At 37.0% G+C, this 25573-nt stretch carries 25 protein-coding genes, 1 pseudogene and 1 riboswitch; of the genes and pseudogenes, 12 read left to right on the top strand and 14 right to left on the bottom strand.

All coding sequences use genetic code 11. The features are described 5' to 3' along the window. The first annotated feature begins 190 nt into the window (after positions 1 to 190). Complete coding sequence (sigK, locus tag NV377_RS12510; RefSeq protein WP_258200325.1) at positions 191 to 760, top strand: RNA polymerase sporulation sigma factor SigK; 570 nt, start codon at positions 191 to 193, stop codon at positions 758 to 760. Positions 761 to 924: 164 nt separating this feature from the next. Here sigK and def read toward each other — a convergent pair whose 3' ends face one another. Beyond that, a complete protein-coding gene (gene def, locus NV377_RS12505) occupies positions 925 to 1443 on the bottom strand; it encodes a peptide deformylase (protein ID WP_258199265.1) in 519 nt (172 codons plus the stop codon). A gap of 2 nt (positions 1444 to 1445) precedes the next feature. Next, positions 1446 to 1688 carry a helix-turn-helix domain-containing protein gene (locus tag NV377_RS12500; RefSeq protein WP_258199264.1) on the bottom strand — a complete coding sequence of 81 codons (243 nt, stop codon included), beginning with the start codon at positions 1686 to 1688 and terminating at the stop codon, positions 1446 to 1448. Between the two features lie 247 nt (positions 1689 to 1935). Between NV377_RS12500 and NV377_RS25930 the strand changes: the two are divergent. The 7 genes and pseudogenes from NV377_RS25930 to NV377_RS12470 form a co-directional block, all read left to right on the top strand. After that, positions 1936 to 2058, top strand: a pseudogene (locus NV377_RS25930) (RNA polymerase subunit sigma-70); the annotation flags it as partial. A gap of 151 nt (positions 2059 to 2209) precedes the next feature. Further along, positions 2210 to 3370, top strand: a complete 1161-nt coding sequence (locus tag NV377_RS12495) for a serine hydrolase domain-containing protein (protein WP_258199263.1) — start codon at positions 2210 to 2212, stop codon at positions 3368 to 3370. A 76-nt stretch (positions 3371 to 3446) separates the two neighbouring features. Beyond that, the gene (locus NV377_RS12490; RefSeq protein ID WP_258199262.1) at positions 3447 to 4109 is read left to right on the top strand and encodes a hypothetical protein; all 663 of its coding nucleotides are present in this window, start codon (positions 3447 to 3449) and stop codon (positions 4107 to 4109) included. Between the two features lie 163 nt (positions 4110 to 4272). Further along, entirely contained in the window at positions 4273 to 4845 is a 573-nt protein-coding gene (locus tag NV377_RS12485) for an LOG family protein (protein ID WP_258199261.1), read from the top strand. Positions 4846 to 4927: 82 nt separating this feature from the next. After that, a riboswitch (TPP riboswitch) is annotated at positions 4928 to 5039 on the top strand. Between the two features lie 76 nt (positions 5040 to 5115). Beyond that, positions 5116 to 5688, top strand: coding sequence for an ECF transporter S component (locus NV377_RS12480; RefSeq protein ID WP_258199260.1), 573 nt, complete (start codon positions 5116 to 5118; stop codon positions 5686 to 5688). A 116-nt stretch (positions 5689 to 5804) separates the two neighbouring features. Next, entirely contained in the window at positions 5805 to 7352 is a 1548-nt protein-coding gene (locus NV377_RS12475; RefSeq protein ID WP_258199259.1) for an ATP-binding cassette domain-containing protein, read from the top strand. Next, positions 7318 to 8082, top strand: a complete 765-nt coding sequence (locus NV377_RS12470; RefSeq protein ID WP_258199258.1) for an energy-coupling factor transporter transmembrane component T family protein — start codon at positions 7318 to 7320, stop codon at positions 8080 to 8082. The genes NV377_RS12475 and NV377_RS12470 overlap by 35 nt, the downstream gene beginning before the upstream one ends. Before the next feature lie 88 nt (positions 8083 to 8170). On the opposite strand, the gene NV377_RS12465 is transcribed toward NV377_RS12470, so the two are convergent. Then, complete coding sequence (locus NV377_RS12465; RefSeq protein WP_258199257.1) at positions 8171 to 9160, bottom strand: TRM11 family SAM-dependent methyltransferase; 990 nt, start codon at positions 9158 to 9160, stop codon at positions 8171 to 8173. A gap of 5 nt (positions 9161 to 9165) precedes the next feature. After that, positions 9166 to 9597 (bottom strand): zinc ribbon domain-containing protein, encoded by a 432-nt coding sequence (locus NV377_RS12460; protein ID WP_258199256.1) that lies wholly within the window; start codon positions 9595 to 9597, stop codon positions 9166 to 9168. A gap of 157 nt (positions 9598 to 9754) precedes the next feature. Here NV377_RS12460 and NV377_RS12455 point away from each other — a divergent pair, with 157 nt between their 5' ends. Further along, positions 9755 to 10417 carry a uracil-DNA glycosylase gene (locus tag NV377_RS12455; RefSeq protein WP_373425781.1) on the top strand — a complete coding sequence of 221 codons (663 nt, stop codon included), beginning with the start codon at positions 9755 to 9757 and terminating at the stop codon, positions 10415 to 10417. Position 10418: 1 nt separating this feature from the next. Here NV377_RS12455 and NV377_RS12450 read toward each other — a convergent pair whose 3' ends face one another. Further along, positions 10419 to 10784 carry a response regulator gene (locus NV377_RS12450; RefSeq protein WP_258199255.1) on the bottom strand — a complete coding sequence of 122 codons (366 nt, stop codon included), beginning with the start codon at positions 10782 to 10784 and terminating at the stop codon, positions 10419 to 10421. Positions 10785 to 11016: 232 nt separating this feature from the next. Here NV377_RS12450 and NV377_RS12445 point away from each other — a divergent pair, with 232 nt between their 5' ends. Further along, positions 11017 to 11145: a hypothetical protein gene (locus NV377_RS12445; RefSeq protein WP_258199254.1), complete on the top strand. Its 129-nt coding sequence runs from the start codon at positions 11017 to 11019 to the stop codon at positions 11143 to 11145. Here NV377_RS12445 and NV377_RS12440 read toward each other — a convergent pair. From NV377_RS12440 to NV377_RS12400, 9 genes are all read right to left on the bottom strand, one after another. After that, positions 11136 to 12773: an extracellular solute-binding protein gene (locus NV377_RS12440; protein ID WP_258199253.1), complete on the bottom strand. Its 1638-nt coding sequence runs from the start codon at positions 12771 to 12773 to the stop codon at positions 11136 to 11138. The genes NV377_RS12445 and NV377_RS12440 overlap by 10 nt on opposite strands. A 4-nt stretch (positions 12774 to 12777) precedes the next feature. After that, positions 12778 to 14169: a response regulator gene (locus tag NV377_RS12435; RefSeq protein WP_258199252.1), complete on the bottom strand. Its 1392-nt coding sequence runs from the start codon at positions 14167 to 14169 to the stop codon at positions 12778 to 12780. Continuing rightward, the gene (locus tag NV377_RS12430; protein WP_258199251.1) at positions 14162 to 15913 is read right to left on the bottom strand and encodes a sensor histidine kinase; all 1752 of its coding nucleotides are present in this window, start codon (positions 15911 to 15913) and stop codon (positions 14162 to 14164) included. Before NV377_RS12430 ends, NV377_RS12435 begins: the two co-directional genes overlap by 8 nt. A 128-nt stretch (positions 15914 to 16041) precedes the next feature. Next, positions 16042 to 17829 carry a type 2 periplasmic-binding domain-containing protein gene (locus NV377_RS12425; RefSeq protein WP_258199250.1) on the bottom strand — a complete coding sequence of 596 codons (1788 nt, stop codon included), beginning with the start codon at positions 17827 to 17829 and terminating at the stop codon, positions 16042 to 16044. A 151-nt stretch (positions 17830 to 17980) separates the two neighbouring features. Then, positions 17981 to 18877 (bottom strand): carbohydrate ABC transporter permease, encoded by an 897-nt coding sequence (locus NV377_RS12420; RefSeq protein WP_258199249.1) that lies wholly within the window; start codon positions 18875 to 18877, stop codon positions 17981 to 17983. A gap of 30 nt (positions 18878 to 18907) precedes the next feature. After that, positions 18908 to 19852: an ABC transporter permease gene (locus NV377_RS12415; protein ID WP_258199248.1), complete on the bottom strand. Its 945-nt coding sequence runs from the start codon at positions 19850 to 19852 to the stop codon at positions 18908 to 18910. 376 nt (positions 19853 to 20228) lie between these two features. Further along, positions 20229 to 20576, bottom strand: a complete 348-nt coding sequence (locus NV377_RS12410; protein ID WP_258199247.1) for a hypothetical protein — start codon at positions 20574 to 20576, stop codon at positions 20229 to 20231. A 50-nt stretch (positions 20577 to 20626) separates the two neighbouring features. Continuing rightward, positions 20627 to 21952, bottom strand: coding sequence for a DUF445 domain-containing protein (locus NV377_RS12405; RefSeq protein WP_258199246.1), 1326 nt, complete (start codon positions 21950 to 21952; stop codon positions 20627 to 20629). Then, on the bottom strand, positions 21949 to 23238 hold the full coding sequence (locus tag NV377_RS12400) for a DUF445 domain-containing protein (protein WP_258199245.1): 1290 nt from the start codon (positions 23236 to 23238) through the stop codon (positions 21949 to 21951). Before NV377_RS12400 ends, NV377_RS12405 begins: the two co-directional genes overlap by 4 nt. A 126-nt stretch (positions 23239 to 23364) precedes the next feature. Here NV377_RS12400 and NV377_RS12395 point away from each other — a divergent pair, with 126 nt between their 5' ends. Next, on the top strand, positions 23365 to 24048 hold the full coding sequence (locus NV377_RS12395; RefSeq protein WP_258199244.1) for a response regulator transcription factor: 684 nt from the start codon (positions 23365 to 23367) through the stop codon (positions 24046 to 24048). Then, entirely contained in the window at positions 24048 to 25532 is a 1485-nt protein-coding gene (locus tag NV377_RS12390; RefSeq protein ID WP_258199243.1) for a sensor histidine kinase, read from the top strand. Before NV377_RS12395 ends, NV377_RS12390 begins: the two co-directional genes overlap by 1 nt. Positions 25533 to 25573: the final 41 nt, after the last annotated feature.

The following is a 25573-nucleotide window of genomic DNA, read 5'->3' as shown; positions in this document are numbered from 1 at the left end:
ATTGATCTAACAAAATAGACAATTAGAATTTAACCCATGACTAATAAGATAGATTAATGTCTAATTACATCAAATTTTACCATATATTCAATTAATGTTATATCTTTAATATACACCTCCATACTGAGTCAATGAAAAAATCACTCCCTCTTCACAGCTTGTCCACCAAAACCTTACGTCTCTCCTTCCCCTGCTTCACTATCAGCACACGCTTCTGCAGCACGAAAGCATTACGTCGGACTTCGTACACATCGTCAAGAAGTTTGATAATACTGGCGAAGATCAAGAAGATCTCATTTCCATCGGAACGATAGGCTTAATAAAAGCGATTGAAAGTTTTCAGACTGGCAAAGGAACTAAGCTTGCTACCTTTGCCGCTCGATGTATTGAGAACGAAATACTTATGCATCTAAGATCTTTGAAGAAAACTCGTAAAGATGTCTCCTTGCATGATCCGATTGGAACTGATAAGGAAGGCAATGAAATTACTTTGATCGACATTCTCGGAAATGATATTGACGATATTGCTGATCAAGTACAGCTTGAAATGGAAAAAAGTAAAATTTATAAAAACTTGAGTATATTAGATGATCGCGAGAAAGAAGTTGTCATTACGAGGTTCGGTCTGCTCAATGGCGGAGATGAACGTACACAGCGTGAGATTGCGAAGGATTTGGGGATTAGTCGCAGCTATGTGTCTCGAATCGAGAAACGTGCGTTAATGAAGCTTTATCATGAGTTTTATAAGGGGAAGAGGTAGTAACGTGAGACAAAGCTTATCTCGTAAATGAAGAACACGCCTATAACATAGCCAAATTAAAGCCCCTTAAGTTGGAAATACGATTACGTAAAATAAATCGTACCCCTAACTTAAGGTGCTTTTTTTCATGGGAATAGGAATCTATACTGAAAAGTAAATTACGATTACATGCCTTGATTAGTTAATCTAATAACTTTATGCAAGTCAATTCTTTGCTTGGTGTGCTCATTATATAACCAACCTTCTTGAACGTGATCGACAAAGAGAATTCCCTTTAAATGATCAATTTCATGTTGCATACAACGCGCAAGATAATCTTCTCCAATAAGAATTACTTCATCTCCTTCTCTAGTTAGAGATTTTATCTTTACTTTATTCGCTCTCTTAACATAACCCCAATAACCTGGATAGGATAAGCATGCTTCAGTGCCAACTTGCTCACCGGACATGTCTAATATTTCAGGATTAATCAGTTCAATTAAACCTTCTCCACAGTCCATTACAATCAATTGTCTTAGAATACCTACTTGAGGTGCAGCAAGACCAGCACGACCGTCAGTTTCATATAGGGTATCAATCATATCGTCTAACAGTCTGATCGTTTTACCATGTAGATCTACGACTGGCTTAGCAATTTTCCGTAATATTGGATCTCCGAAGGGTAGAATGCCCTTTATACTCATACTTAAGCTCCTTTTACATTTTGTGGAGGCACATACACCCACAAATCATTAGGTGTACATTCCAATGTCGTGCACAAAGCATCTAGTGTATCGCTTTTCATTTGTCTAGGTTGACTGGTTAATAAAGCACTAATTGAAGCAGCAGACAAATTGTAATTAGCTCTCTCCTTTAAAAGTCTAGCTAGCTCAGCACCTGTCCAAATCTCTTTTTTGGCAATAACCTGCCGTAACATCCATACGAGCATATGTAACACCTCTTCAATATTAGGTACTACCTTACTTTTTAAGGTAGTAGTTAAAATAATTAGCTAACAACTAATATATTATAATTTAACATAATTGGTATCTAAAATATATTTAAAGCGGTCTCATTAAGATGTATCCTATCATGTTCTTATTTGCACTTCTAAAAATTGAAACGAAATCACTCTGTGCGACATCCGTTGTGAAGATATAGATGATATTGCTTACGAAGTATAGTTTAAAACAACGAAAGATCTTGGGATTAGTCGGAGTTATGTTTCTCGCATCGAGAAACGTGCGCTAATGAAGCCCCCTCATGAGTTTTATAATGCTAAATATAATTATTTGAGACACGGTTTATCTCGGAAATGAAGAACTCTGATATCAGCTTTTTGTTCTCGCTTATTACTATCATTAAGTAATTTTCACAAGAACTATTTTACTAATTGATTCCAGTAATGTTAATATATTTATGTGTTTATTAATAGATTCATTAATAATTATATCTAAAGGGGGATTTCATATGAAAGAGATATCATTCAGTTCGCTGGAACAAGCAGGTATATCAGTCGATGGGGTTCAACGTATTCGAACAGCAGCAACACAAATGGTTGAAGATAACATTACGCCAACGCAAGTTATTGTCGCTGCGAGAAGAGGAACTTTACTTGTACATCAAGCGGATGGAAAATTCGGACCTGAGCCAGAAGCACCAAAATTAACTGTCGATGCGTTATTTCCACTATGCTCTATAACGAAATTATTTACAGCCACATCTATTATGATGTTAGTTGAGCAAGGGCGTATCGGACTTAACAGACCTGTATCAGATTATATCCCTGAGTTTACTGGAGAAGGAAAAACTAACGTTTGTGTGCATCATTTGTTAACACACACTTCTGGTCTAGACACCGAAGCTATTCGCAGTAATGAAATTGCTTTACGTGAAAAAGGTGAAATTCCAGAACCTGAGCCTAATCAAGATCCGGATATTCATAGCTTTTTATACAGCGGTTATACTGCTCCCCTCATCAGCGAACCAGGAACCATTATGTCTTATTCTGGTTATGGTTATGAGCTATTGGGTGAAATCATACGACGAGTTAGTGGACAAGCTTATGATAAATTTGTTCATGAAAATCTCTTTCAACCCATTGGTATGACGAACACCTATTACTGTGTTCCGCAAGAAGTAAGAAAAAAAGTGGTTAGACGTATACCAGAAGCTGCTTGTGCCGAATGGATAGAGTCCGAATACCAATTAAATTCAATATCAGCTGGCGGCGGAGCTTACTCAACTGCGATGGATCTCGCTATTTTCGGTCAAACGTTTCTTAACGGTGGAATCTATAACGGGGTAAGACTACTTAGTCCTGTAACTGTAAAAGAAATGACTCGTAATCAAATTCCTGGAGTCTCATCACAATATAGAGATGAAGTTTTTCCTGAAGCGTACTGGGGATACGGCTGGGCGATTAACGGAACGAAGAGAGATGGCGGTGACCTATTATCTGCAAATGCGTATTCACATTGGGGTGCAGCTGGTCCTTTCCTTTGTGTAGATCCTATTTATCAAACGGTAACTGTTCATTTTTCTGTGGAACTAGATCACCAAAAACCATTCAAAAATATGTATGTCGATTACTTTAATAATACCGTTCTTGCCGCGATCATAGATTTGTAAATGAATGATTTAATAGTTTAATCCTTCATTTAATGATATAATAAACCAACATATTACAAAGGAGGTACATTCATTAGTGTCAACATTTAACAAAGTCACAATTGCTATTATTACTTCAATATTTCTTCTAGCAGGTTGCTCTTCATCTGAGGGCAATAACGATTCTGCAATTAAGAACAACGAACAAGCAAAAGAAGGTACTACTAATTCTCCTGCAACTAACAATGAATCTGCCGACACAGATAGAATTTCATCTATCGAAGTAGATAAAAATATACTAACTGTAGATATTACTCTGCCCGCTTCTATGTTTAAGGATAAAAACATGGACGAAGTAATTGCTGCTGCAAAAGACGAAGGTGTTAAAGATGCAAAAATCAACGATGATGGATCTGTTACGTATACATATCCCAAATTAGTTCATAGCAATATGATGAAAGAAATGAAAGAAGAAGTAATTCTGTCTCTTGAAGATATGAAAACAAGTGATGATTTCACTTCAATAAAAGACGTTAAGTACAATGATGATCTTACAGAGTTCACACTAATCGTTGATAAAGCAGCTTTTGAAGGCGGATTTGATGCTTTTGCATCATTCGGAATCGGTATCCAAAGTATGTACTACCAAAACTTTAATGGCGTTGCTTCTGATAAAGTAAAAGCAACCATTGAAATTCAAGATGCAACCACCAATGAAGTTTTTGATACGATTGTTTATCCCGATGATATAGCTAACTAATATATTTGGATATTGACCCTATAGAGTAGACACTATTAACAGTCTACCTTATAGGGTGTTTTTTTAAATCCTTCATAATTACATATATATAGACTATTCGCTTATAAAAGTAGTATAATCACACAAGATATAGATACACAATTAATTAGAATTGAGGACTATTATGAAAACAATTGCAGTATATTGTGGTTCGAGTATGGGGGCATCCGAAGTATATCGTGATGCAGCGATAAAACTCGGTAAAGAATTAGTTAGACGAAAGCTAACACTAGTATATGGTGGAGCGTCTGTCGGAATTATGGGGATCGTCGCTGATACGGTACTTCAAGAAGGTGGAGAAGTTATTGGAGTCATTCCCACATTACTTGAGCAACGCGAAATTTCGCATCATGGCCTTACCGAGCTCATTAAAGTGGACAATATGCACGAGCGTAAACATAAGATGATCGAATTAGCCGATGGCTTTATTGCATTACCAGGCGGACCTGGTACGATGGAAGAGTTTTTCGAAGTATTTACTTGGAGTCAGATCGGTTTACATCAGAAACCATGTGGCTTATTGAATGTGAATGGCTATTATGATCATCTCTTATCATTTTTCGATCATATGCAGCAAGAACAGTTTTTGAAGCCAATGTACAAAGAGATGAATCTTGTAGCTAACGATGCTGCGGACTTACTTGATCAATTTTCTAGCTTCACTCACCCAGGCTTGAAAACATACGAGAAAGTTTAGACTTTTTACTTCAATGGAAACTTTGTTCTCTAAAACTATTGTATAATATGGCAAATTGTAGTAAGTTATAAGACAGTTGCATATGAAACCGTCCGGGTGCTTGAGGAATCAGGCTGAGATAGTAGCTAGTTACCGCTACTGACCGTTGATCTGAACTGGATAATACCAGCGTAGAGAATGGGGTTCAAGAAGAAATTTTTCTGACCGTCTGCGTATTACCAGACGGTCTTTTTATGCTTCCACCATATAAATTATTTGGAGGTTAGCAATGTGAAAAAATTAAAGCTTACAGATGTTGTAGTTATCATGATGATTGGAATTGTTTTCGGAGTTATTATGCATTTTTGGAATTCGCTTTATGACGTAATTAAGCCACTCCTTCCTACTTTACGTCAGCTGTTCTATGGTATGTGGTTCATGGTGGGTCCATTCGCATATTTAGTGGTACGTAAACCTGGGGCTGCTCTTATCGCTAGTATCGCTGGTGCTGCACTATCCTCAATTCTTGCATCGGCAGGCTTAGAAGTATTAATCTATGGATTTGTACAAGGACTTGCTGCAGAACTTGTATTTGCTAGTTTCAGATACAAAAAACATAATCTAGTCGTTGCAGGTTTTGCTGGAGTTCTCTCATGCTTAGGAAGTTTTATGTTAGACCTTGGTTATGGTTATGCAGATCTTGAAACTTGGGCTTTAATCGTAAAGTATGGATTACGAGTTATTAGCGCATTTATCTTCACAGGTATTTTCGCGTATTATATTGTCCTTGCATTAGAGAAAACAAAAGTTACTTCGTTGGTGCGTCCGATAGACCAGAAGGAGTTCGAGCAGTTACAAAAGTAAACTTTAGAGGAAGTTCAATAAGCGGACTTTGATAACGATGAATGGCTAAGAAGTATATCCGACATCAGCGAACTTGGGAAATCCAGTACGCATGTACCAATTTGGAGGGGTAGAGTTTGTCTAATATCGCAGTCAGTGTGGAGCAATTACGTCTTAAATTCAGTGGAGAGCAGAAACTAATCTTCCAAGATTTCACCTTACAAATCCCTGAGGGACAAAAGATTCTTATTCTCGGTCCTAGTGGCTCTGGAAAATCTACATTGCTTCAAGTACTTAGTGGTATTATTCCTAACTACTCCTCTGTTCCGATGCAATGTACATCGATTCAAACTCCAGAACATTGGGGTTTTGTTTTTCAAGACCCAGACACACAATTTTGTATGAGCTATGTTGATGAGGAACTTGCTTTCGTATTAGAAAATCGTCAAATGGCTCGTGAGTTAATGGAACCTACAATGCATCATGTACTCGATATAGTGGGTCTACAACTACCATCACTCCATACTCCGATCGGAAAGCTGTCGCAAGGTATGAAGCAACGACTTGCTCTCGCGGCTGTATTATTGTTAGAGCCTCACACCGTTTTCCTTGATGAACCTTCTGCTCTACTAGACCCGGAAGGGAAACGACTTATTTGGGAAAGCTTACGAAATAGTTTACAGCAGCATACTGTCATTGTTGTTGAGCATCATGTGGATGGCATACTCGAATGGTTTGATCGGGTTATTATATTGAACGAATCAGGTGTAATTGTTGCTGATGATACCCCCTCTTCTATCTTCCAAACTCAGCAGCAATTACTTCTTCAATATGGGATTTGGTATCCAAATATATGGCAGACTTATTTGTCTCAACATCAAATTAGTTCTAACTATCCTGCTGCGCAGACAAATGCTAATGTCATTGTTGAACTTGAGCAGTTCAGTGGTTCACGAGGCGGTCACAAACTCATTGAAATTGAGAGGGCAACTATTGCTGAAGGATCATGGATTGCGATCACAGGTGCTAATGGAGCAGGAAAAAGTTCATTACTACTTGCTCTCGCGCGTCTTATCGATAGTAGTGGACAATATAAAATATACGATCAATCGATCAGCACAGGCAAAGCAAGAAAAGCAACGGTACCTCAGGAAATCTCATTTGTATTTCAAAGTCCCGAACTACAATTTATCGCTGATACGGTCTATGACGAATTGCTCCATTCCTATAAGCTGGCCGTGGCTCAGTCGTATGACAATAATAGTAAGGCTCAGCAGGAGCACAAAGTTCATCATAATTACAAAGAGACGATTCAGAACTTATTTACCCAATTCAGATTAGATATGCCATTAGATCGACATCCCTTTGAATGTTCAGTTGGACAGAAACGACGACTTAGTATATTAACTGCGATGGTAGAGCAACGTCCGATCCTTTTACTTGATGAACCTACCTTTGGTCAGGATGCAGCCAATACATTTACAATAATTGAGAAGCTTCAACATATGAACGCACAGGGCATCACTATTATTATGATTACACATGACCCTGTTATTGCTTCGCTTATTGCGAGTGAGGAGTGGCATATTACGGATGGTCGTCTACATTCGATTACGATCAACGATCGACTCGCAGAAAGAGGTGTCACGAATGGACAATGTTTGGAATTGGTTCGTACCAACTAAGTCAACTTGGCTTCATAATGTCAATCCAGCACTCAAATTCGTTATCTTGATGACTATGATGATCTTTCTCTTTTTCAGTCGTAATACGGAGCAGTACATTTTACTATTTATAAGTTTTAGTATTTTGCTATGGACGATGAGCGGTTTCCCGCTTCGTAAATTAGCTTTGCTACATATTCCAATTGTGATCTCGGCTATATCATCAGCCGTTACACTCTTGTTATTCGGAAGAGGTAAAGATGTTGTATGGCAGTGGGGAATTATGAAAATCTCCAATGAGAGCATTGCTTCAGCAGCTCTTATTGGCAGTAAGTCTATCCTACTTGGAATCATTAGTCTTATCCTATTGTTAACTACTTCACCTACCTTATTACTATATTCTCTTATGCAACAATTACGTTTACCTGCCAAATACGTCTATGCATTTATGGCTGGCATTCGCTTAATTCCAATGATCATTGAAGAGTTTAATATTCGTACACAAGCACTTAACGTACGGCGTGTTCAATTGCGTAAAGGATTTCGTTCAATTTATAATAGGATGAAATTATATTTGATTCCGCTCCTTGCGCAAAGTATACGGCGTGCTCATCGAATTGCGATCTCAATGGAAGCGAAGCAATTTCAGGCGAAAAGAACTTATTATTATGTAACTAGATATAGCGTCAATGATGTGATTCTGTTGGTCTATGTTAGCATTAGCATCATTATTACATACTCCTTTAACTAGTCTTTGCTAATAAACCTAATAAAAGCTGTCTTACGGATGAATGATCATTGACCTGATCGTACATCCGTAAGACAGCTTTATTTTATTATCACGAAATAGTACATAGAAATACATCACGTTTGAAATGCGATTTTTCGATACAACCTTCATCCTCGATATAATAGCCAAGTTGAACTAATTCTTGTTTAATTGGCTCAACTGATACAATTATCACTCTGCTAGCTATTGTAGATAATGCCTTTAGCATGCGATATCGCTCTTCCTGAGGAAGAACAGAGCAATGATTATAGGGGAGATCGACAATTACCACATCATATTTCGTTTCTAATTCTATCATATTATGAATGCGTATTTCACAATGATAATCGAATGCAGCCATATTTTCTCGTGCGCCAACGACAGCAAGTGGGTTGATATCTCCACCTGAAGACTGGATCCCTTGTGAGCATGCTTCCATTAATACTGTACCGATTCCACAACATGGATCGAAGAAATGGATGTCCTCTTTCAATGTCGGCACCGCAATATTAACTAATGAGCGAGCAACTTTCGTACTTAAAGCAGTAGAATAATGCCGTGGTTTATCATTATGTCGTTGCCAGATGGGATCATGATACTCAAGCACGCCAAACACCCAACTCTGTTCGAGCTTTGTAACTCCAAGTAGTAATTCTGGCTGCTTCAAATCTACCTCGCCCTTCACTTGACTCCCAAGGCTTTGTTCAATTATTCGGCGCTTTTGGTAATTAATTGGCTCTACTTGTTCGTCTTGCATTTCATCAAGTGCAATAACTTTATACCTTCCGGTAACCGGAGGTAGCTGTGATACTTTATCGATCAATGTATCTAGATCAGAGCCTTCACACCATATCGCTAGCCGATACTTGACGAATGGACTTCGATTGACATGATGTTGGATTTCACTACGTAATAGAAGCGTAGAGTAATCTGCATCAAAGCTAACGCCCCACAACGCTCTCATTTCCATACTACATAACGATCTTTCTTGCTCATGACAAGTAATCCGATATACATAATCTGCTACACTTGTCGTATTGGATACGTGTTGCTGAATCATCGTGTCTATTCCTTTTTATCTAGCTTGTTATTAGGATCAATTAATTCTGCCGAATTATTGCTAATCTCGATGTTGGGGATATCATGAATTGGGAACGGTGCATGACATTGCGCACATTCTCTAGCATCAAAAGCATTATCATGATGACAATGAGGACATGACTTTTCATCGTTAAGATTGTGGATTTGAAGTATATTTTGTTCTATTTCAAATTTCAGTATATCAATTTGTTCTAATTCACTTGCAAACAAGGATGGTTCTAGCGAAATATTTTGATCTACAAATTGTGAGACCTTTTCACCGATTTGCTTGTATAGCGAGTTAATTTCCGATTGCTTCGAGACATTAATAATTCGTAGTTTATTCACTTCCACCACGATTTTCGCTTTGTGTCCTGCTTCAGAGACACCACTCTTAATTTTATCAATTAGACTCATATGTCATACTCCTAAACTTTTTATTGCTTCTCGATTTTGCTACCTTCAGATAAAAAGTAACATCGGAAGCTTAATTCACACATCTCTCGCTAGGGGTTGATTCTATCATAAGCTTATAGTATCGTTCACCTTAGAGTATTAGAAGGGAAGAATAATTATGCGATTACCTAACAATCATTGGGGAAAAATACTGCAATCAGAGTGCAGTAAACCCTATTTTGATCAGCTTTCACAATTTATCGAACTAGAATACGAAAAGCATATAATATATCCAACGAACAATCAAATATTTTATGCACTACAATTAACTGATTACGATCAAACAAAGGTAGTCATATTAGGGCAAGACCCTTATCATGGAGAAGGTCAAGCTGAAGGATTAGCATTTTCCGTTGGAAATCATATGCCATTGCCACCATCTTTGCGTAATATAATGAAGGAACGATCTAGTGATATAGGAATTTCCGAATCCGGGAACGGATCATTAGTGGAGTGGGCAAAGCAAGGTGTTCTACTATTGAATACCGTACTTACGGTACGAGCAGGAGAAGCAAATTCTCATCAGCATAAAGGTTGGGAATTGTTTACTGATGCTATCATTTCTAAGTTAAGCAGTAAAGAGGAGCCAATTATTTTCGTATTGTGGGGTAAGCCTGCACAACAAAAAAAACAGCTAATTGCTCCTCATCACATCATTATTGAGTCTGTACATCCTAGTCCACTAGCAGCCTATCGGGGCTTTTGGGGAAGTAAACCTTTCTCCAAAATTAATGAACATTTGATTGCATTGGGTCATTCACCTATTGACTGGAACAACTAGACTATACACGATCAAATAGTTGATCTATTGCTGCTACAATGCGGTCTCCTTGGAAGGGCTTCACGATGAAGTCCTTCGCACCAGCAGTAATCATCTTCATAATTAGATTTCGTTGCCCCATCGCAGAACAAACGATTATTTTTGCATTAGGATGCTGCGCTAATATTGCTTCTGTTGCTGCTAAACCATCCATAATAGGCATCGTAACATCCATAGTTACAATATCAGGTTTATATATATCATACAAACGAATAGCTTCTTCCCCATTTGCGGCTTCTGCAACGACCTCATATCCGTTATCTATAAGTATGTTTTTCAAAATTAAGCGCATAAAAGAAGCATCATCGACGATCATAACACGTTTCATCTTGCACACATCCTTCGATAATCATTGTTAAAGTATATTCAATTGAACTGAACAATAACTGAAATAATTAAAAATTCACCAAGTTCGCTTCATATTCGATGTCGAATGAGCTTCCTATTTCACTTCGTTATCAAAGTCTGCTTGTTGAACTTCCTCTTTCAATAAAGGTTTAATAAGCGGGCTTTCAGAATCGAGAAGATGGAGCAAATTTTCGGAAGGAGGAAACTCAAGTGTGCGTTATTGGTACACGAGTACCGGACATCCCAAATTCGCTTCATATTCGATGCCGAATGAGCTTCCTATTTCACTTCGTTATCAAAGTCCGCTTGTTGAACTTCCTCTTCCTCTATATTATTTTTGAGATTCATATGCTTGCGTAGCCTCCTTCAACACATGCACCCCTCCAGAACTGAGCCATTCCTCAACGAATTGATCAAATGCATCGATAGGTAATTCTCCAGTTATAATTTTCAAGAAATAATCCATTTCTAGTGTGATTAACGTATCCCAATACTCCTCGTAAGCCTCGGTATGCTCTATATTATAGCTTTCGACCATGACCATAGGTTCCTTGGATATTTTCCCTCCTAATAAATATGCCTGAGTATTGCTCCACGCTTCCATATCTTTCTTCGGTTGCTCCGTTTCTTTCACAACATAGTCATATAGTTTTGCAAGTTCAGAATTAAGAGTCGATACATCTATATCACCATTCATCGCTTGCACAAGCGTATCGTAACGCTTAGTTACACCATCGGGATCATCTAATAGTAGATCAAACGGGAAATAATTACGAAGTTGTATCCCCAGTTGCTGAGCGGTAACTCGAATCGCTTCACTACTCTCGTCGTCTACTCCTACATGTCTCTCCAGTTTCGTTGTTAAGTTCAATAGTTTAACTGCTACTTCTGGATTACTATAATTTTTGCGGATAACAAGATAGCGATCGGTTATTGGGGATATTTTCGTAATAAATTCTCCTTGTTCGCTTAATGGAACTGCAAATACATTCCACTCTGCTTTCGTATCTTGAGAAACTGAACCATTCAACGGCCAGATAGGTGCCCACCATGGAGCGAACATAATGCCCATATGATTTTCCGTAACAGGTATACTAGCATCCTTCCGAATCATGAAGTCACGATCTATAATCCCTTTATCATACCATTCTGCTAAACGAATTAATGCTTGCTTCGTTTCCTCTTGAATGGATCCATACACGAGAATCCCTTCTGAGTTAACAATCCAATTTTGTGGAAAAGAATGATAGGCTGAGAAAAAAGAGTTTAAGCCGAATACGCCAGTTTTGTCTTGATATACTAATGATTTTTCAACTGGAATTCCTAACGTATCATCTTTTCCATTCTCATCTGGATCTTCATGAATAAATGCATAGGAGATCTTCTCAATGTCAGCAAGTGTCCTAGGCTCAGGAAGATTTAATTTGTCTAACCAATCTTGGCGTACCCACAAATAGGTAGGTGCATCTGCTTCTATTCCTACATTAGGTAACGCATATAGTTTCTGATCCATTGTAGCTTCCTCAAGAGCTTTACCATCCGTTGCATCGTAAATAGACTTTACAAGTTCAGAGCTGTGCTTCTCATATACTTCTGTGAGATCTGCAATCATATCATTTTGTACTAGGTAATATAATTGTTTACGATTAACGATGAACATATCTGGCAAATCATTACTCCGAATGGAAAGATCTATCTTCGCATTATATTGCTCCTCACCGCCTGCATCCCAGCTGTATTGAATAATAATTCCTGTTTTTTCGAGTATGTAGCGAGACATGAAATTCTCTTCTCCAATATCACCTTCAGGTAATTCTATATCAGAGTAAGAATAGGGAACTCTTAAAATAATAGGATCCGTATATATATCTTCTATTACATTGGAAGCTTCATTATTAGGTGTATTTGTACAACTTGTAATGAACAATGAACAAGCTAAGAGTAACCATATTCGTTTTATAGTTTTCATTGTATCACCTCACCTCATAATGCAAAGAACGATATTCTGTTGGATATACCCCTAGTTGAGTTTTAAACGTGCGGCTAAAATATTTATGATCATCAAAGCCAATTTTATTTGCTATTTCTGAGATACTAAATTGCGAATTAAGTAGTAACTGTTTGGCCGTTTCAATGCGTAGATGACGTAATACTTCCCCAAATGACACACCAAAAAAACGTTTAAAGCACTGACTAAAGTAACTTCTACTCATTCCTACTTGATATGCTATATCATTCTGATTCAATTCAGACCCAATCTGATTATGCATATATTGAATGGCTTTTATCATACAGATCACAACGTCATGAGATAAGGTCAAATCAGTCATTCTACCTCGTAATTGTAGTGATAATTGTAACAACCACTGTTCTATTTTGATCCATTGAGATAGATCTGGAACAGGCAGAGGTGACTCGGGATCATCATCTTGCCATTTCATTGTTTGAACAAGCTGAGTATAAAGATCCTCCGCCAATTGAATGAGTAATTGGGGGTCTGGTTGTATATTAAGTGTAGTCCGCTGCCAACGCATCCATTCTTGGGGGTATAGTAACCATCTATATTGGACTTTCTCATCGTTCCATTGCTTCAATTGTTGTTCTCGGATCACATCATCTTGTTGTGATAACAATTGATCTAGTTCGGTTTCACTGATTACCAGATAATCATCAGTTGATGCATAAAAATAAAAATTCAAAAATCCGGTTTTTAGCCAATGTTCAACATCAACATGATACCGCTGATCACAATTATCAATAGTGATTAGAGATGCATATTGCAATATATTTGCTCGTTCTAGTTCGACGATTTCCTTTGTGTTATTACCTTCAATCTGTAATAAGCGCTTAGTTATCTCGTTATACGATAAACTTGAAGGTAGTTGCTCTTTCATATAATAACTATCAACCTTTGTTGTTCCTTTCAACAACAAGTAAACTCCGCCCTGATAAAAATTGGTTTGTTCTTGAATTTTCTTTTCTTTATCTCGTTTTAATCGAGATAAAATTCGCGTAACCGTTTCATCTACATTATCTCTATTGAGTAATGTTTTTACGATATAATCAATAGCTCCAATCTGAAGTGCTTCTTGAACATAATTAAATTCATGATGACAAGTTAATATTACAAATTGAACTTCCGAATGTTGCTCTTGTACCCGCTTCATTAACTCAAACCCATTCATGATAGGCATCGTTATATCTACAAACATAACATCAACATGATGTTTTGAAAGGAACTGAAGTGCTTGTATACCATCTTTCGCTTCACCAATGAACGAAATGCCATATTGCTGCCAATCAGTTAATGATAGTAATCCTTTTCGAACCATTCGCTCATCATCAACAACAAGTGCGTTAATCATAACGTTCCTCCTCTAGAGTTAATGGAATAATGACGGATAGACATGTACCTACTCCAATTTCACTTTCAATTTCGAGATAACTTGAGTCACCATAGAAACGTTCTAATAAGCGTTGTACATAACTAAGTCCGATACCCATTCCGATAGATGAGCTTTCATATCTACGTTCTAATATTTGTTGTATCGTCAACTCGTCTACACCTGGACCATTATCTCTAACTTCTAACTTTAAAGTCGTATCAGAATTCTGAATGATTGAGATAGAGATTAGACTAGTACCATCACTTCTACCATGATAAATTGCATTCTCAACCATCGGTTGTAGTAAAAATCTCGGAACTGAAATAGATTTCAATCTGTCATCTACATCAATGACAAACTGTAGTTCATCTTCATAACGAATATAATGTAGATCAATGTAGTTTTGTAATGCAGCTAATTCTTCTGAAATCGTTACGATAAGACTTCCTTTACCCATATTGTAATGTAAGACTTTCACAAGCAAAGTAACTATTCTATCAATGTCATCCTGCTCGTTGGCTCGGGCTATCCATTGAACAGTATTTAACGTATTGTGTAGAAAATGTGGATTGATCTGACTTAGTAACTTCTCTATTTCTAATTGAGATTTCTTACGTTCGTTCAAGGAAACCTCTGCAATTAGTTCATTTACCGTTCGCTTCATAACACCAAAATTATTGAGTAAAGAATCAAATTCTTCAATTCCTATATTTTTAACAGGTGCTTCGCGATCACCTGTCATACGAACAATTTCTAAATTAACACGCCTTAAGGAACCATAGACTTTACGCCATATCATCATCGCTATAATAAATGCTAACACGAGTGAACCTAGCACTAAGGCAATCATACGCCATAACCACTCATTAATTTCATGATTGTATTCGCCCTTTTGTACTGCTATGACAAGCTTCCAGCCTTGAATACTCTCGTAGCCAAACACATAATTTCCTTCGAGCTGTTCGAGTCCATTGTCGACCATTTGCCAATTCAATGATTCAGGTGCAAAAGGAGGATCACCAACATCCGCGTAGATTACTTCATTTTGCTCAGAGATTAAGTAATGATGAACGGGCATAGCGTACCAATTACTGTTCATCATTTTCCGGAACATATTATAATTTGATTCTAAGTAAATATAGATTGAATTTTCACTGCTCGTTTTCACTTCACGGATTGATGAAAACACAATGTTTTCATTATTTTTGTATTGTGTAGTATGAGGACCAAAGTAAGCGGTACCATTGTATCTGATAAAAAGCGGTAGATTATCAATATTAAAATCATCTCTAACAGTTAAATTATTAAACAATATAGATTTTTCCATATTTTCATGGTAATACACCATCAAACCTATATTGGGATTTGTAAAGTTAACAACATTGAATGTGTCATCGATATACTGAATGAGGTTTGCTTTTTCAGTTAACTTCTCTGATTGGATATATTCATTGACTCGAGTAGCTGTTTGACCATCTAATGCAAACTGTTTCGATACAAAATCCATATTACTTAGTAGATTTTCTATTCCCATTGCTTCTTGTTTCAAACTCGCTTCAATACCTGCTGATATTTTATGTTTCAATATAGAGTGCATGGCAGAATAAGTATAACCCGCTAATAAAGCAGGTGGACATAAACAAGCAATTAACAAATAAATAACGAGCGTTCTTCGCAAAGTACTCCGTTTGAACAACTGCCGTATTCTATTGATGATCTTCATGCATCAGCAACCTCATTTATATACTTTATTAACATTGTAAACAAAATAGCGAAATATGGAAACAGTTTAAAATAAAGTAAGGAAACTATTTAATAGTTTCCTTACTTTATTAATACTTTACTTATGAATTAAGAAGATTTGCGAGCTTCGAATACTACTTTATGTTGCTCTTTATTGAATGCAACAACTTCATCATAGCCTAGACCTTTTGCTTTATTGATCATTTCTTCTTTCAACTTGTCGAATTGTGCTTGATCGTTAGCATAGATTAATTTCCATGAATACTCTTTAATTACAGCAGCGACTTGACCTTGTTTTTGTTTCAGATCATCGCTCATCTCTACATAAGGTTTACCTGTAAAGATAGCTTTTTGTACTGCGATTTTATTGTTTTTCACAAACCATTCAACCGCTGTATTAGCTCCCATAGCTGCTCTCCAATTTTCATCTAATTTCGTTGGAGCTTTCGCTAGAGTAGATGTCCATAGACTGTAATCGTATGGATCACCATTCTCAGGATTAATCATACTTGTTTTGAATGTTGTATTATTAATTTGGTTACGTCCATCATCCCAAACACCGCCACCAAATTCTGCAGGAATTGCAGTTTTATTAGATGGGAACGCTTCTAACCCAAGAGCAGTCAATACTGGTTTTCCATCTACAAGTTCCCACGCCATGCCTTCAGGACCATAGTTCGCAGTTAGAGTTCCTTCCGGAGTGTACAACCAATCAATTAGTTCCATTACACGATCAGGATGTTCCGTTTTGGAACCAATTGCATATACACGATTACCACCATATGGATTAAATCCATATGAGAACGATCTTGCTTCATCGAATGGTACAAGGTGGAAACCTTTACCTTCTGCAGTACGTTCAGGTGTATTGTAAGCATCATCAAACCAAGAGAACCATGAGAATAGAACTTGACCATCAGTCATTTTATTTACAGCATCACCAAAGTTTTGCGTAATTGAATCAGGATCAACTAAGCCCATTTGATTGGCATCAAAGTAAAGTTTTAATCCTCTCATGTAATAGCTGTTCTCATCAAGGATTGATTGAACTTCTTCTGTATCCGCAGATACTAAAGTGAAACCACCTGGATTGAATCCATCGCCTTCTTCAAAACCATGCATACCTGCCCAAGCTTTAGTGTTCATCATCATGTTACCATCCCAGTCACCCCACATAGAGAATGCATAAGTTGGTTTACCGCTATCACTTTCTGGTTGAGCCTCTTGCATTGCTTTTAGAACTGGAAGGTAATCTTCCATTGTTTTGATTGCTGGTTTACCTATCGCTTCATAAAGATCCCAGCGAAGGTTAGGGTGGTAGTTAAGCTCTTGTGCTTCAGAAGGACCAGCTGTATCAGGACCTACATCATTACCAACGCCATAAATAGCAGTACCTCCACCAAATTGTGCTGTGTTTTTCTCAAGTGCTTTTGGTGCATTTTGTAGTAAGTTTTTACCGTATTGATCTACTAAACCATCTTTGTTCCAGTCAAGTAACATACCTGCTGCGATCGCATCAGTGTACTTTGCATCAGTATCACCGAATACAACTAGATCACCAAGATCGCCACCGGCCATCATCGTTTGGAATTTCGTATCTCCTCCACCTTCAAGGTTAGATGCGATAATATTAATATTGATATTGAATTTTTCTTTGACTACATGTGCAAACCAACCTGTTTGCTCACCTGAGAAATTAGAAAGCATAGAGAAAATATCAATTGTAATTTCATCACGTGTAACAGGCTCAACTACATCAGTACCTTCATTGCTAGTCTTAGGAGCTGGAGTAGGGGTAGTTTTCGGGTCATTGCCTTTAGATCCACATGCCGCTAATAATGAAACACACATTACAAATACTAAAAGAGTTACTAATGATCTCTTTGTTTTAACCATTTTTTGTTACTCCCTTCTTATTTTAAACTTCACAATGGTATTACCGTTACACTCTGAGGAAACCACCTCCCAAAACTTTTTGTGAAAAGTTACTTCGTAAGCATTAGCTAAAACTTTTTTATCAAAAAGTTACTTCGTAAGCGATGATAAATTAGCCTTTTACTGCACCGATCATAATTCCTTTTACGAAATAACGTTGGAAGAATGGATACACTGCAAGAATTGGAGTAACTACGATCATTGCTACAGTTGTTCGAACAGATGTAGACGTTTGCAATTTCGACAAATCAATGTTTTCTAATCCTTGACCTGATTTAATAATGGCTGCTAATGAATTCGATTCATTCAAATATTTATATAGTACAAACTGCAATGTGTAGTATTTATCTTTAGTCATTAGGAAGACTGTATCCATGAATGAATTCCACTGATTTACTGCTGAGAATATTGCAATCGTAGCAACGATTGGCATAATAAGTGGGAATACGATGCGAGTAAACAGTGTAAATGTACCTGCACCATCCATTTCAGCAGATTCTTCAAGTGCTTCAGGTAAAGATTCAACAAATGTTTTTACTAGAATGACGTTGAAAGGTGAGATGATTGCCGGAAGAACATACGCCCAAAAATTATTCGTTAAGTTCAAATTCATCATAACGATAAACCAAGGAATGATTCCTGCATTGAAATACATTGTTACAATAACGAAACGGTACCAAAATACGCGACCAGCCATTTTACGTTTTGTAAATATATAACCTAGAAATGCCGAACCAATTACTGTACCAATTGTTCCAAGTACCGTTCTTCCTACTGATACTAATGCAGCATGTGATAAGCCCTTTACTTGCAATACCTGAATATAATTCGAGAAATGTATTCCTTTAGGGAAGAAAGTTACAGACCCATTAGCACTGAGTGCATTATCACTTATTGTCTGAATGAACAAATAATAAAATGGGAATATACAAATGATCGTTATTATTCCGAATCCTGAGTAATTCAAAACTTGAAACAATCTATCAGCAAAGCTACGTCGTTGAGTCATACGATGTTCTCCTCTCCTACAATGATTGAACTAGATAACAGATTCCCCTCTTACCCATTTCGAAAGTTGATTCGCGACAAAGAGTAAGAATATACTTACAAATGATTTCAACATACTAACAGCAGTAGCAAAGGAGAAGTTATAACCGACAAGTCCTGTGTTATATACGTACAAATCGAGAACCTCTATCGAGTCCTTATTCAAGCTGTTTTGGAAGACAAAGTATTGCTCTAGACCGTTATTCATAAAGTTTGCAATCGATAGCAATAACAATACGAAGAATGTTGACATCACACCAGGTAACGTAATGTGCCACATTAAGCGGAAACGTCCCGCTCCATCAACCTTTGCAGCATCGTATAATTCTTGGTCTATCGAAGTAATAGCGGCGATATAGAGTATTGCACTCCAACCTAGCGTTTTCCAAATATTCCAGAGTGTCATCTTGATCCAAATGAAGTCTGGAGAAGCTAAGTAATTAATAGCTTTTTCTTGAAATCCTAACTGAATCATTAACTTATTAACGATTCCGTTATCTACTGAAAACAACATGAACGCAATCGCGTACACAAGTACCCAGCTAATAAAGTTAGGTAATGTCGTTAACGTCTGTACAACGCGCTTGTACCAATTCGTCTTAATTTCAACGAGCAATACTGCGAAGATAACAGGCAATATTGATGTTAGAAGTCCTAATGTACTAATACCGAATGTATTCTTTAATACTCTAGTAACTTCTTTCACTTGAAATTCATTGTTGATTATTGATGTAAACCATTTAAATCCAACAAACTCAGTGTCCAATAACGGAAATCCGACGCGATAATTGAAGAATGCATACGTCCAACCGTATAGAGGGAAATAGCTAAATACAAAGACTAATATTAAAAATGGTGACGCATACAGCAATAAGCGATATTTGGTGCTTATTGTAAACTTTTTTCGAACCGGTTTACTTTCAAGTGCAGGATTCATAGTTACCCTCCTAAAACTTTTCATAACTACTTGTCATACTTCCTTGGTGATGAAAAGTAGCTTCGGAAGCATTTACTTAAAACTTTTCATGAGCTAATTTTCATACTTCCCTGATGATGAAAAGTAGTATTTGTTACACTTTCGTAAGCGCTTACTAATATCTAATAAATTTATTTTATGCTTTATTTCAATTATGAAGGGATGGAAAGTTGTCTGTAATATAGTAAAAAACGTATGCAATTAACCAACAAATTTCATCACGGATCCAACATTATTCTACCCTGTACTCACAAAAACGACGTCAAAAAGCGAGTTGAACATGGTATATACCGCGTTCGACTCGCTTTTGATTGTATTTTGTTATGCAATTGGTTGGCTACTTCTTATCAATGATCAATGCAATTTGTTGACGGACTGTATAGGTCTCTTTAAGCTGATCTTCTTGAATAGCTCCGACTTTAATGAGTCCCGTTATTTTGCCTTGATCGGGCTTAGATAACATTCGCCAAAGTTCTGGATCAGGTAACGCATTATATAGTAAATTCTCCTGATATTCTTTTCGCTCAGATGTAACCAATTTCACTTTATAGCTACCGACAATCTGCTCTCTGCTATCTTCTTCCGTCATTTTAGCCAATATCTGTTCTTTCAATTGAGCCAATTCTTGTTCAATTAACTTTTGCTTTTGTTTCAATTGATAATATCGGCTGACTTCACTTTTCATATCATCATCCCCTTACAGAACATAATATGAATATAGTTCAGAGCATATGACTATGAAATAATACCCATATAGTTAAGGAGTGGTTCATATACACCATGTAGTAACATGTATAGTACTGCACCTATGGATGCACCAATTAATGCACCGTTGACACGGATTCGTTGTAAATCAATGTCTACTTTATCTTCCACGAATTCAACCAATCGCTCTTCAGAAAAGGTATCTAATGTTGATCGTACAATCTTCCCTATTACAACATGCTCATGTTCAATGAGATGACTTAGAAAATGCTTTAATTTCGATTCAACTAACTGTTGTGATTGTATATCGGATTTGAACCACTCCCAATATGATCTCACTAATCTAGTCAACCATTTCTGTAATTGAGGATATGGTACTTTTTGTTCTTCATTTACTCCACTTAATTGACTTTGAATGTATGCAATTAATTGCTGTAGCAGTGGAGAAATCGTTATTTCCTGCAGTAATTGTTGCTTCCATTGTTCAATAACCGTTGCTACATCTTGGTCAGCTTCTTGAAGTTGCTCGGCTAGATTTTGTAATTGCTCCGACAACATAACGCGCAGTTCATGCTGTGGATTTTTTAATTGTACTAGCAATAATACGATATCACGATATAGGACATCAGCAGCATCATCAAAATTAACCGCATTTGCTGCTTCTGCGAAAGAAAATAACGTTTTCGCTAACCATCCACCACCGTTTTTCTCTAACGCTTTATCTTTTTCCTGTTCTAGCAAAGCCTTTATTGCCGGTTTTACATCAGGTTGTTGAACTCTTTCTTGGGCTAGTTCAATTAGTTTCTCAATAATAAATTGATCATATTGCTTATCTAACGCATAAGAAAGTCCTTTACCAATGTAAGAAGATGCTGGAGCGCTCTCCATCTTCTCGTTAATTTTAGATGCTACTCCAGTTGCTAACTTCTCACTTTGTACAGAGCTAACTACTTTAGAAAGCAATCGTTGAATCCATTGCTCTGAATTTTTACTATCCCATTTACGATCAACAAATGAAATCAGTATTTCTGACAATTTCATCTTGTTCAATTGTTGTTCGATCATTTCTTTGTTCAAGAGCTGTTCTTCAACTAGATATACAACACCGTCGATTAGTTTATCACGATTTTTGGGAACTATCGCTGTATGGGGAATCCATTTCATCCCAAGTGGATGACGGAACAGTGCAGAAACGGCAAACCAATCGGCTAATGCACCTACCATTCCAGCTTCTGCTATGAATAGTAATGCTTCACACCACCAAGGATGATCAAGCGTCCATTTCAGTATAAGTGAAATAACGAATAAAATCGCTAATAATAACAGGCTAATATTGGCTCTACGACGCATATTCATGATAGCACTCCCCCTAAACTATACTGAATAAGATAAAGGAGAACACCAATTAATGACCCTACGGCAGTACCATTCAAGCGAATATATTGTAAATCCTTCGCTGTTTTCTCCTGTACGAGCGCGATCAATTGCTCCACATCAAATTGTTCTAATTTGGTTCGAACTAATTGCCCAACATACGTATGATTGCGCTCCACAAATTGCATTAGTGCACTCCTTACATAATGATTGAACTGTTCCAGTAGTTCTTGGCGAAATCTTAGTGAGGAAAGTAATTCATCAACTTTAGAATCTAACCAACTTGCTAATACACCTTCTTCATGCTCATACTCTGATTGATCCAACTGATCTCGTAATTGCATTAGAAAATTAGAGATTGTATCTGTTGTTAACAGTGAAGCAGTTAACTTTTCAAATAAAACCTCAATTTTTCTTGATATGTCTGCAGCATACACTTCATCTTCTTGAAGTCTATTGCTAAATCCCACGATATACTGTTGAAGCTTTAACTGCAATGGATGATCATGATCTTGAATAGCCAAGAGAAGATCGTCAGCTATTTTCAGCAACTTTTCAGTTAGCTCATCTGCATTCAATCCAGCAACTCCATTGACAAACTGTCTACCCTTCTTATTCTGTTCGTAAGAACGTAATGCTGTGGCAATAAATTCATGTAAAAACTGCTTTACACCGGGCTTTTCAAGCAATTTTCGCAGTTGTTTAGAAACTGCAGAGATTAGCATATGATCGTACTTTTCTTTCACACTCCAAGTAATAAACTGCTGTATTATCGGAGTAAGCTTGCTATGTTGCAGCCCTTGATTAATAAGGCGATTTAAGGATAAGCTAAATACCGCAGGATTACTTACTTTCAGCAGATCCGTTAGCAGTTGACGAAGCAAACCTTTGATCGCTTGTTTTCCTTCATTACTTTCAACATAATGTACAATAACTGTAGCAGCATCATAACCTTTTAGTTGCTTTATAATCATTTCTGTTGATAGTAGCTCATGTTCTACCATGTCAACGAGCTCATCTATTAATCGATCTCGATTTCGAGCTATAATATTAGTACCTAACCAGTTTGGCCACCGCACTTTCAAAGGTTGACCAAATAGTGCACTAACTGCAAATGAATCAGCTAAACCACCAATCGTTGCAGCGCAAAAAGCAGCGAAAAATAGTCCACCTACAAATGTTTGTTGAAATGGAAAGACTATTAACAATCCAATAAATGATAAAGCAATTGATAAATTAACACTTTGACGTAAATTCCATGTTCTCATAGCAGGACTCCTTAGATGTTTCGATCTTCCATACGATCTTTGATCTTATTATTTTATCCTTTTTTCGACAAATCAGCCACCCTATCTTAATGAACATACCACAGATGCTTAGAAAGGAAGTTATATATGAATAACTTGAATGGAATAAAAATACTATTAGTTGACGACGAGGAAAGTATTCTCCAATTTTTAGAGTTAGGCTTGATGAATGAAGGCGCAACAATTGAAACTGCAGCAAACGGCATACTTGCAATTGAAAAAGCAGAACAATTTAAGCCACATGTTGTTATTCTTGATGTAATGATGCCCGTTATGAACGGGTTTGATGTCTGTAAATCGTTGAAGGATAAGGGCGATGAAATTGCAATTATTATGCTTACTGCCAAAGACGATATTGAGGATCGTGTGAACGGATTTACATTAGGTGCTGATGATTATTTAATTAAGCCCTTCAGCTTCAGTGAATTGATCGCTCGTATTCATGCTCGAGTACGTAATCAGTTTCCTAATCTATTGGGAGAAGTTCGATATGGGCTATTCATCCTAGATGATCGTCGCAAAGAGATCACTTTCGATGATCAAGTGCTGGAGCTTTCTCCAACGGAATATGAATTACTGAGATTACTACTTTTACACAACGGTGCTGTACTAAGTAAAACCAATATATTAGATAAGGTATGGGGCTACGACTTTGGAGGAGAACATAACATTGTAGAAGTGTATGTTCGTGCTATTCGTGAGAAACTAGGAGACAAAGAACATCGAATCATTCGCACCCTTCGAGGCGCTGGCTATAGGATGGATGTGTAATGTCAATAAAAAAGTATTTTCTACATTCATTACGTGGTCAATTAATTACAACTACATTAATTATTATTGCGATTCTATTTCTTCTTATCGGTATACTACAATACGCTTTTATGAGAGATTTTTTATACGAGAATCGTGCTGATGCCATTCATTCACAAATAATGGGCTGGCCACCAAATCCGGCCTTTCTCAAGCAGAATGGTGAATTAACAAGACACAGAGATGATAGTGCACGTACGCCAAACGGACCTATTATGTTTCAGCCAGGAATGGAAGTTAGCTATATTAATTCTGATGGTAGTATAACGATAATATCTGATGATCAAGATGAGCTATCTCCCATCATTACTTCTGAGGATTACGCCCAAATCTTAGAGGCAAGTAAATCCCGTCAACTCAAAAAATATTACATTTATGCTGACAGTGAGGGCGCAGATAAGATGGTTGTCTTTCATCGTAATAACGCTAATCGTGAAAATGGAATTCTACAAGTAAGCATTGAGCTACGCTCCTTACACAAACAACTGTATACGCAGTTAACTATATACATCGTCGCTGCTTTCGTAGCTTTATTAACTGGACTACTAATGTTACTACCAAGTCTGAGAAAGACGTTAAATCCCTTAACGAATGTTATCGATGTTGTAGAACGTACGAATGCTGGTAACCTCTCAGAAAAATTACCAGTCAACCAAAAACAATATGAAATCGATCAATTATCTTTGGCCTATAATAATATGCTCGAAAGAATTGATCATGCTTTCGAGTTAGAGCGGCAAAGCAATGATCGAATGAGACAATTTATCGCGGATGCTTCGCATGAACTTCGAACTCCGATAACATCTATATTCGGTTTTATTGAAGTGCTTCAAAGAGGAGCAATGAACAACAAAACTCATCTTGTGTCTTCTCTAAAAACAATGGAACAAGAGTCTAAACGGATGACTATGTTAGTAGAAAACTTATTACAACTAGCTAAGCTAGATATTACAAATGAAGCGTCCATTCACTCTGTTGATAAATTCAGTCTAACTCAGCTACTAGATAGTATGAAAATGCAACTTGAAATGATGGCGAATGATCGTAAATTGACGATAACAACGATTCCGAACTCTAATTTCTATCTAGAAGGAAATAAAAATCAAATTAAGCAAGTCATTCTTAATCTTGTGCAAAATGCTATTCAGCATACAGACGCTCGATCTGGTGAAATTACAATAGCATTAACTGAATTAGATAATCAAGTTAAGCTAACAATTACTGACAATGGAATAGGAATCTCCAAAGAGCATCTCCCTCAATTATTCCAACGATTTTTCCGTGTTGATCAGGCTAGGTCACGTGCTTCTGGCGGGGCTGGACTCGGTCTTTCTATTTCCAAGTCTATTATCGATGGTCACAAAGGTACAATTGATGTAATAAGTGAAATAGGAATAGGTACAAGTTTTATTATTTTGCTTCCTAAATTAGAAGCTAATGAATAGATGAATAGATGCGCTTGCTAGTATATGAAGCTCAATAATAT

It is taken from the genome of Paenibacillus endoradicis (genome assembly GCF_024721975.1).
The sequence above is the reverse complement of the archived record's forward strand: the minus strand, read 5'-3'. Positions and strand labels throughout refer to the sequence as shown.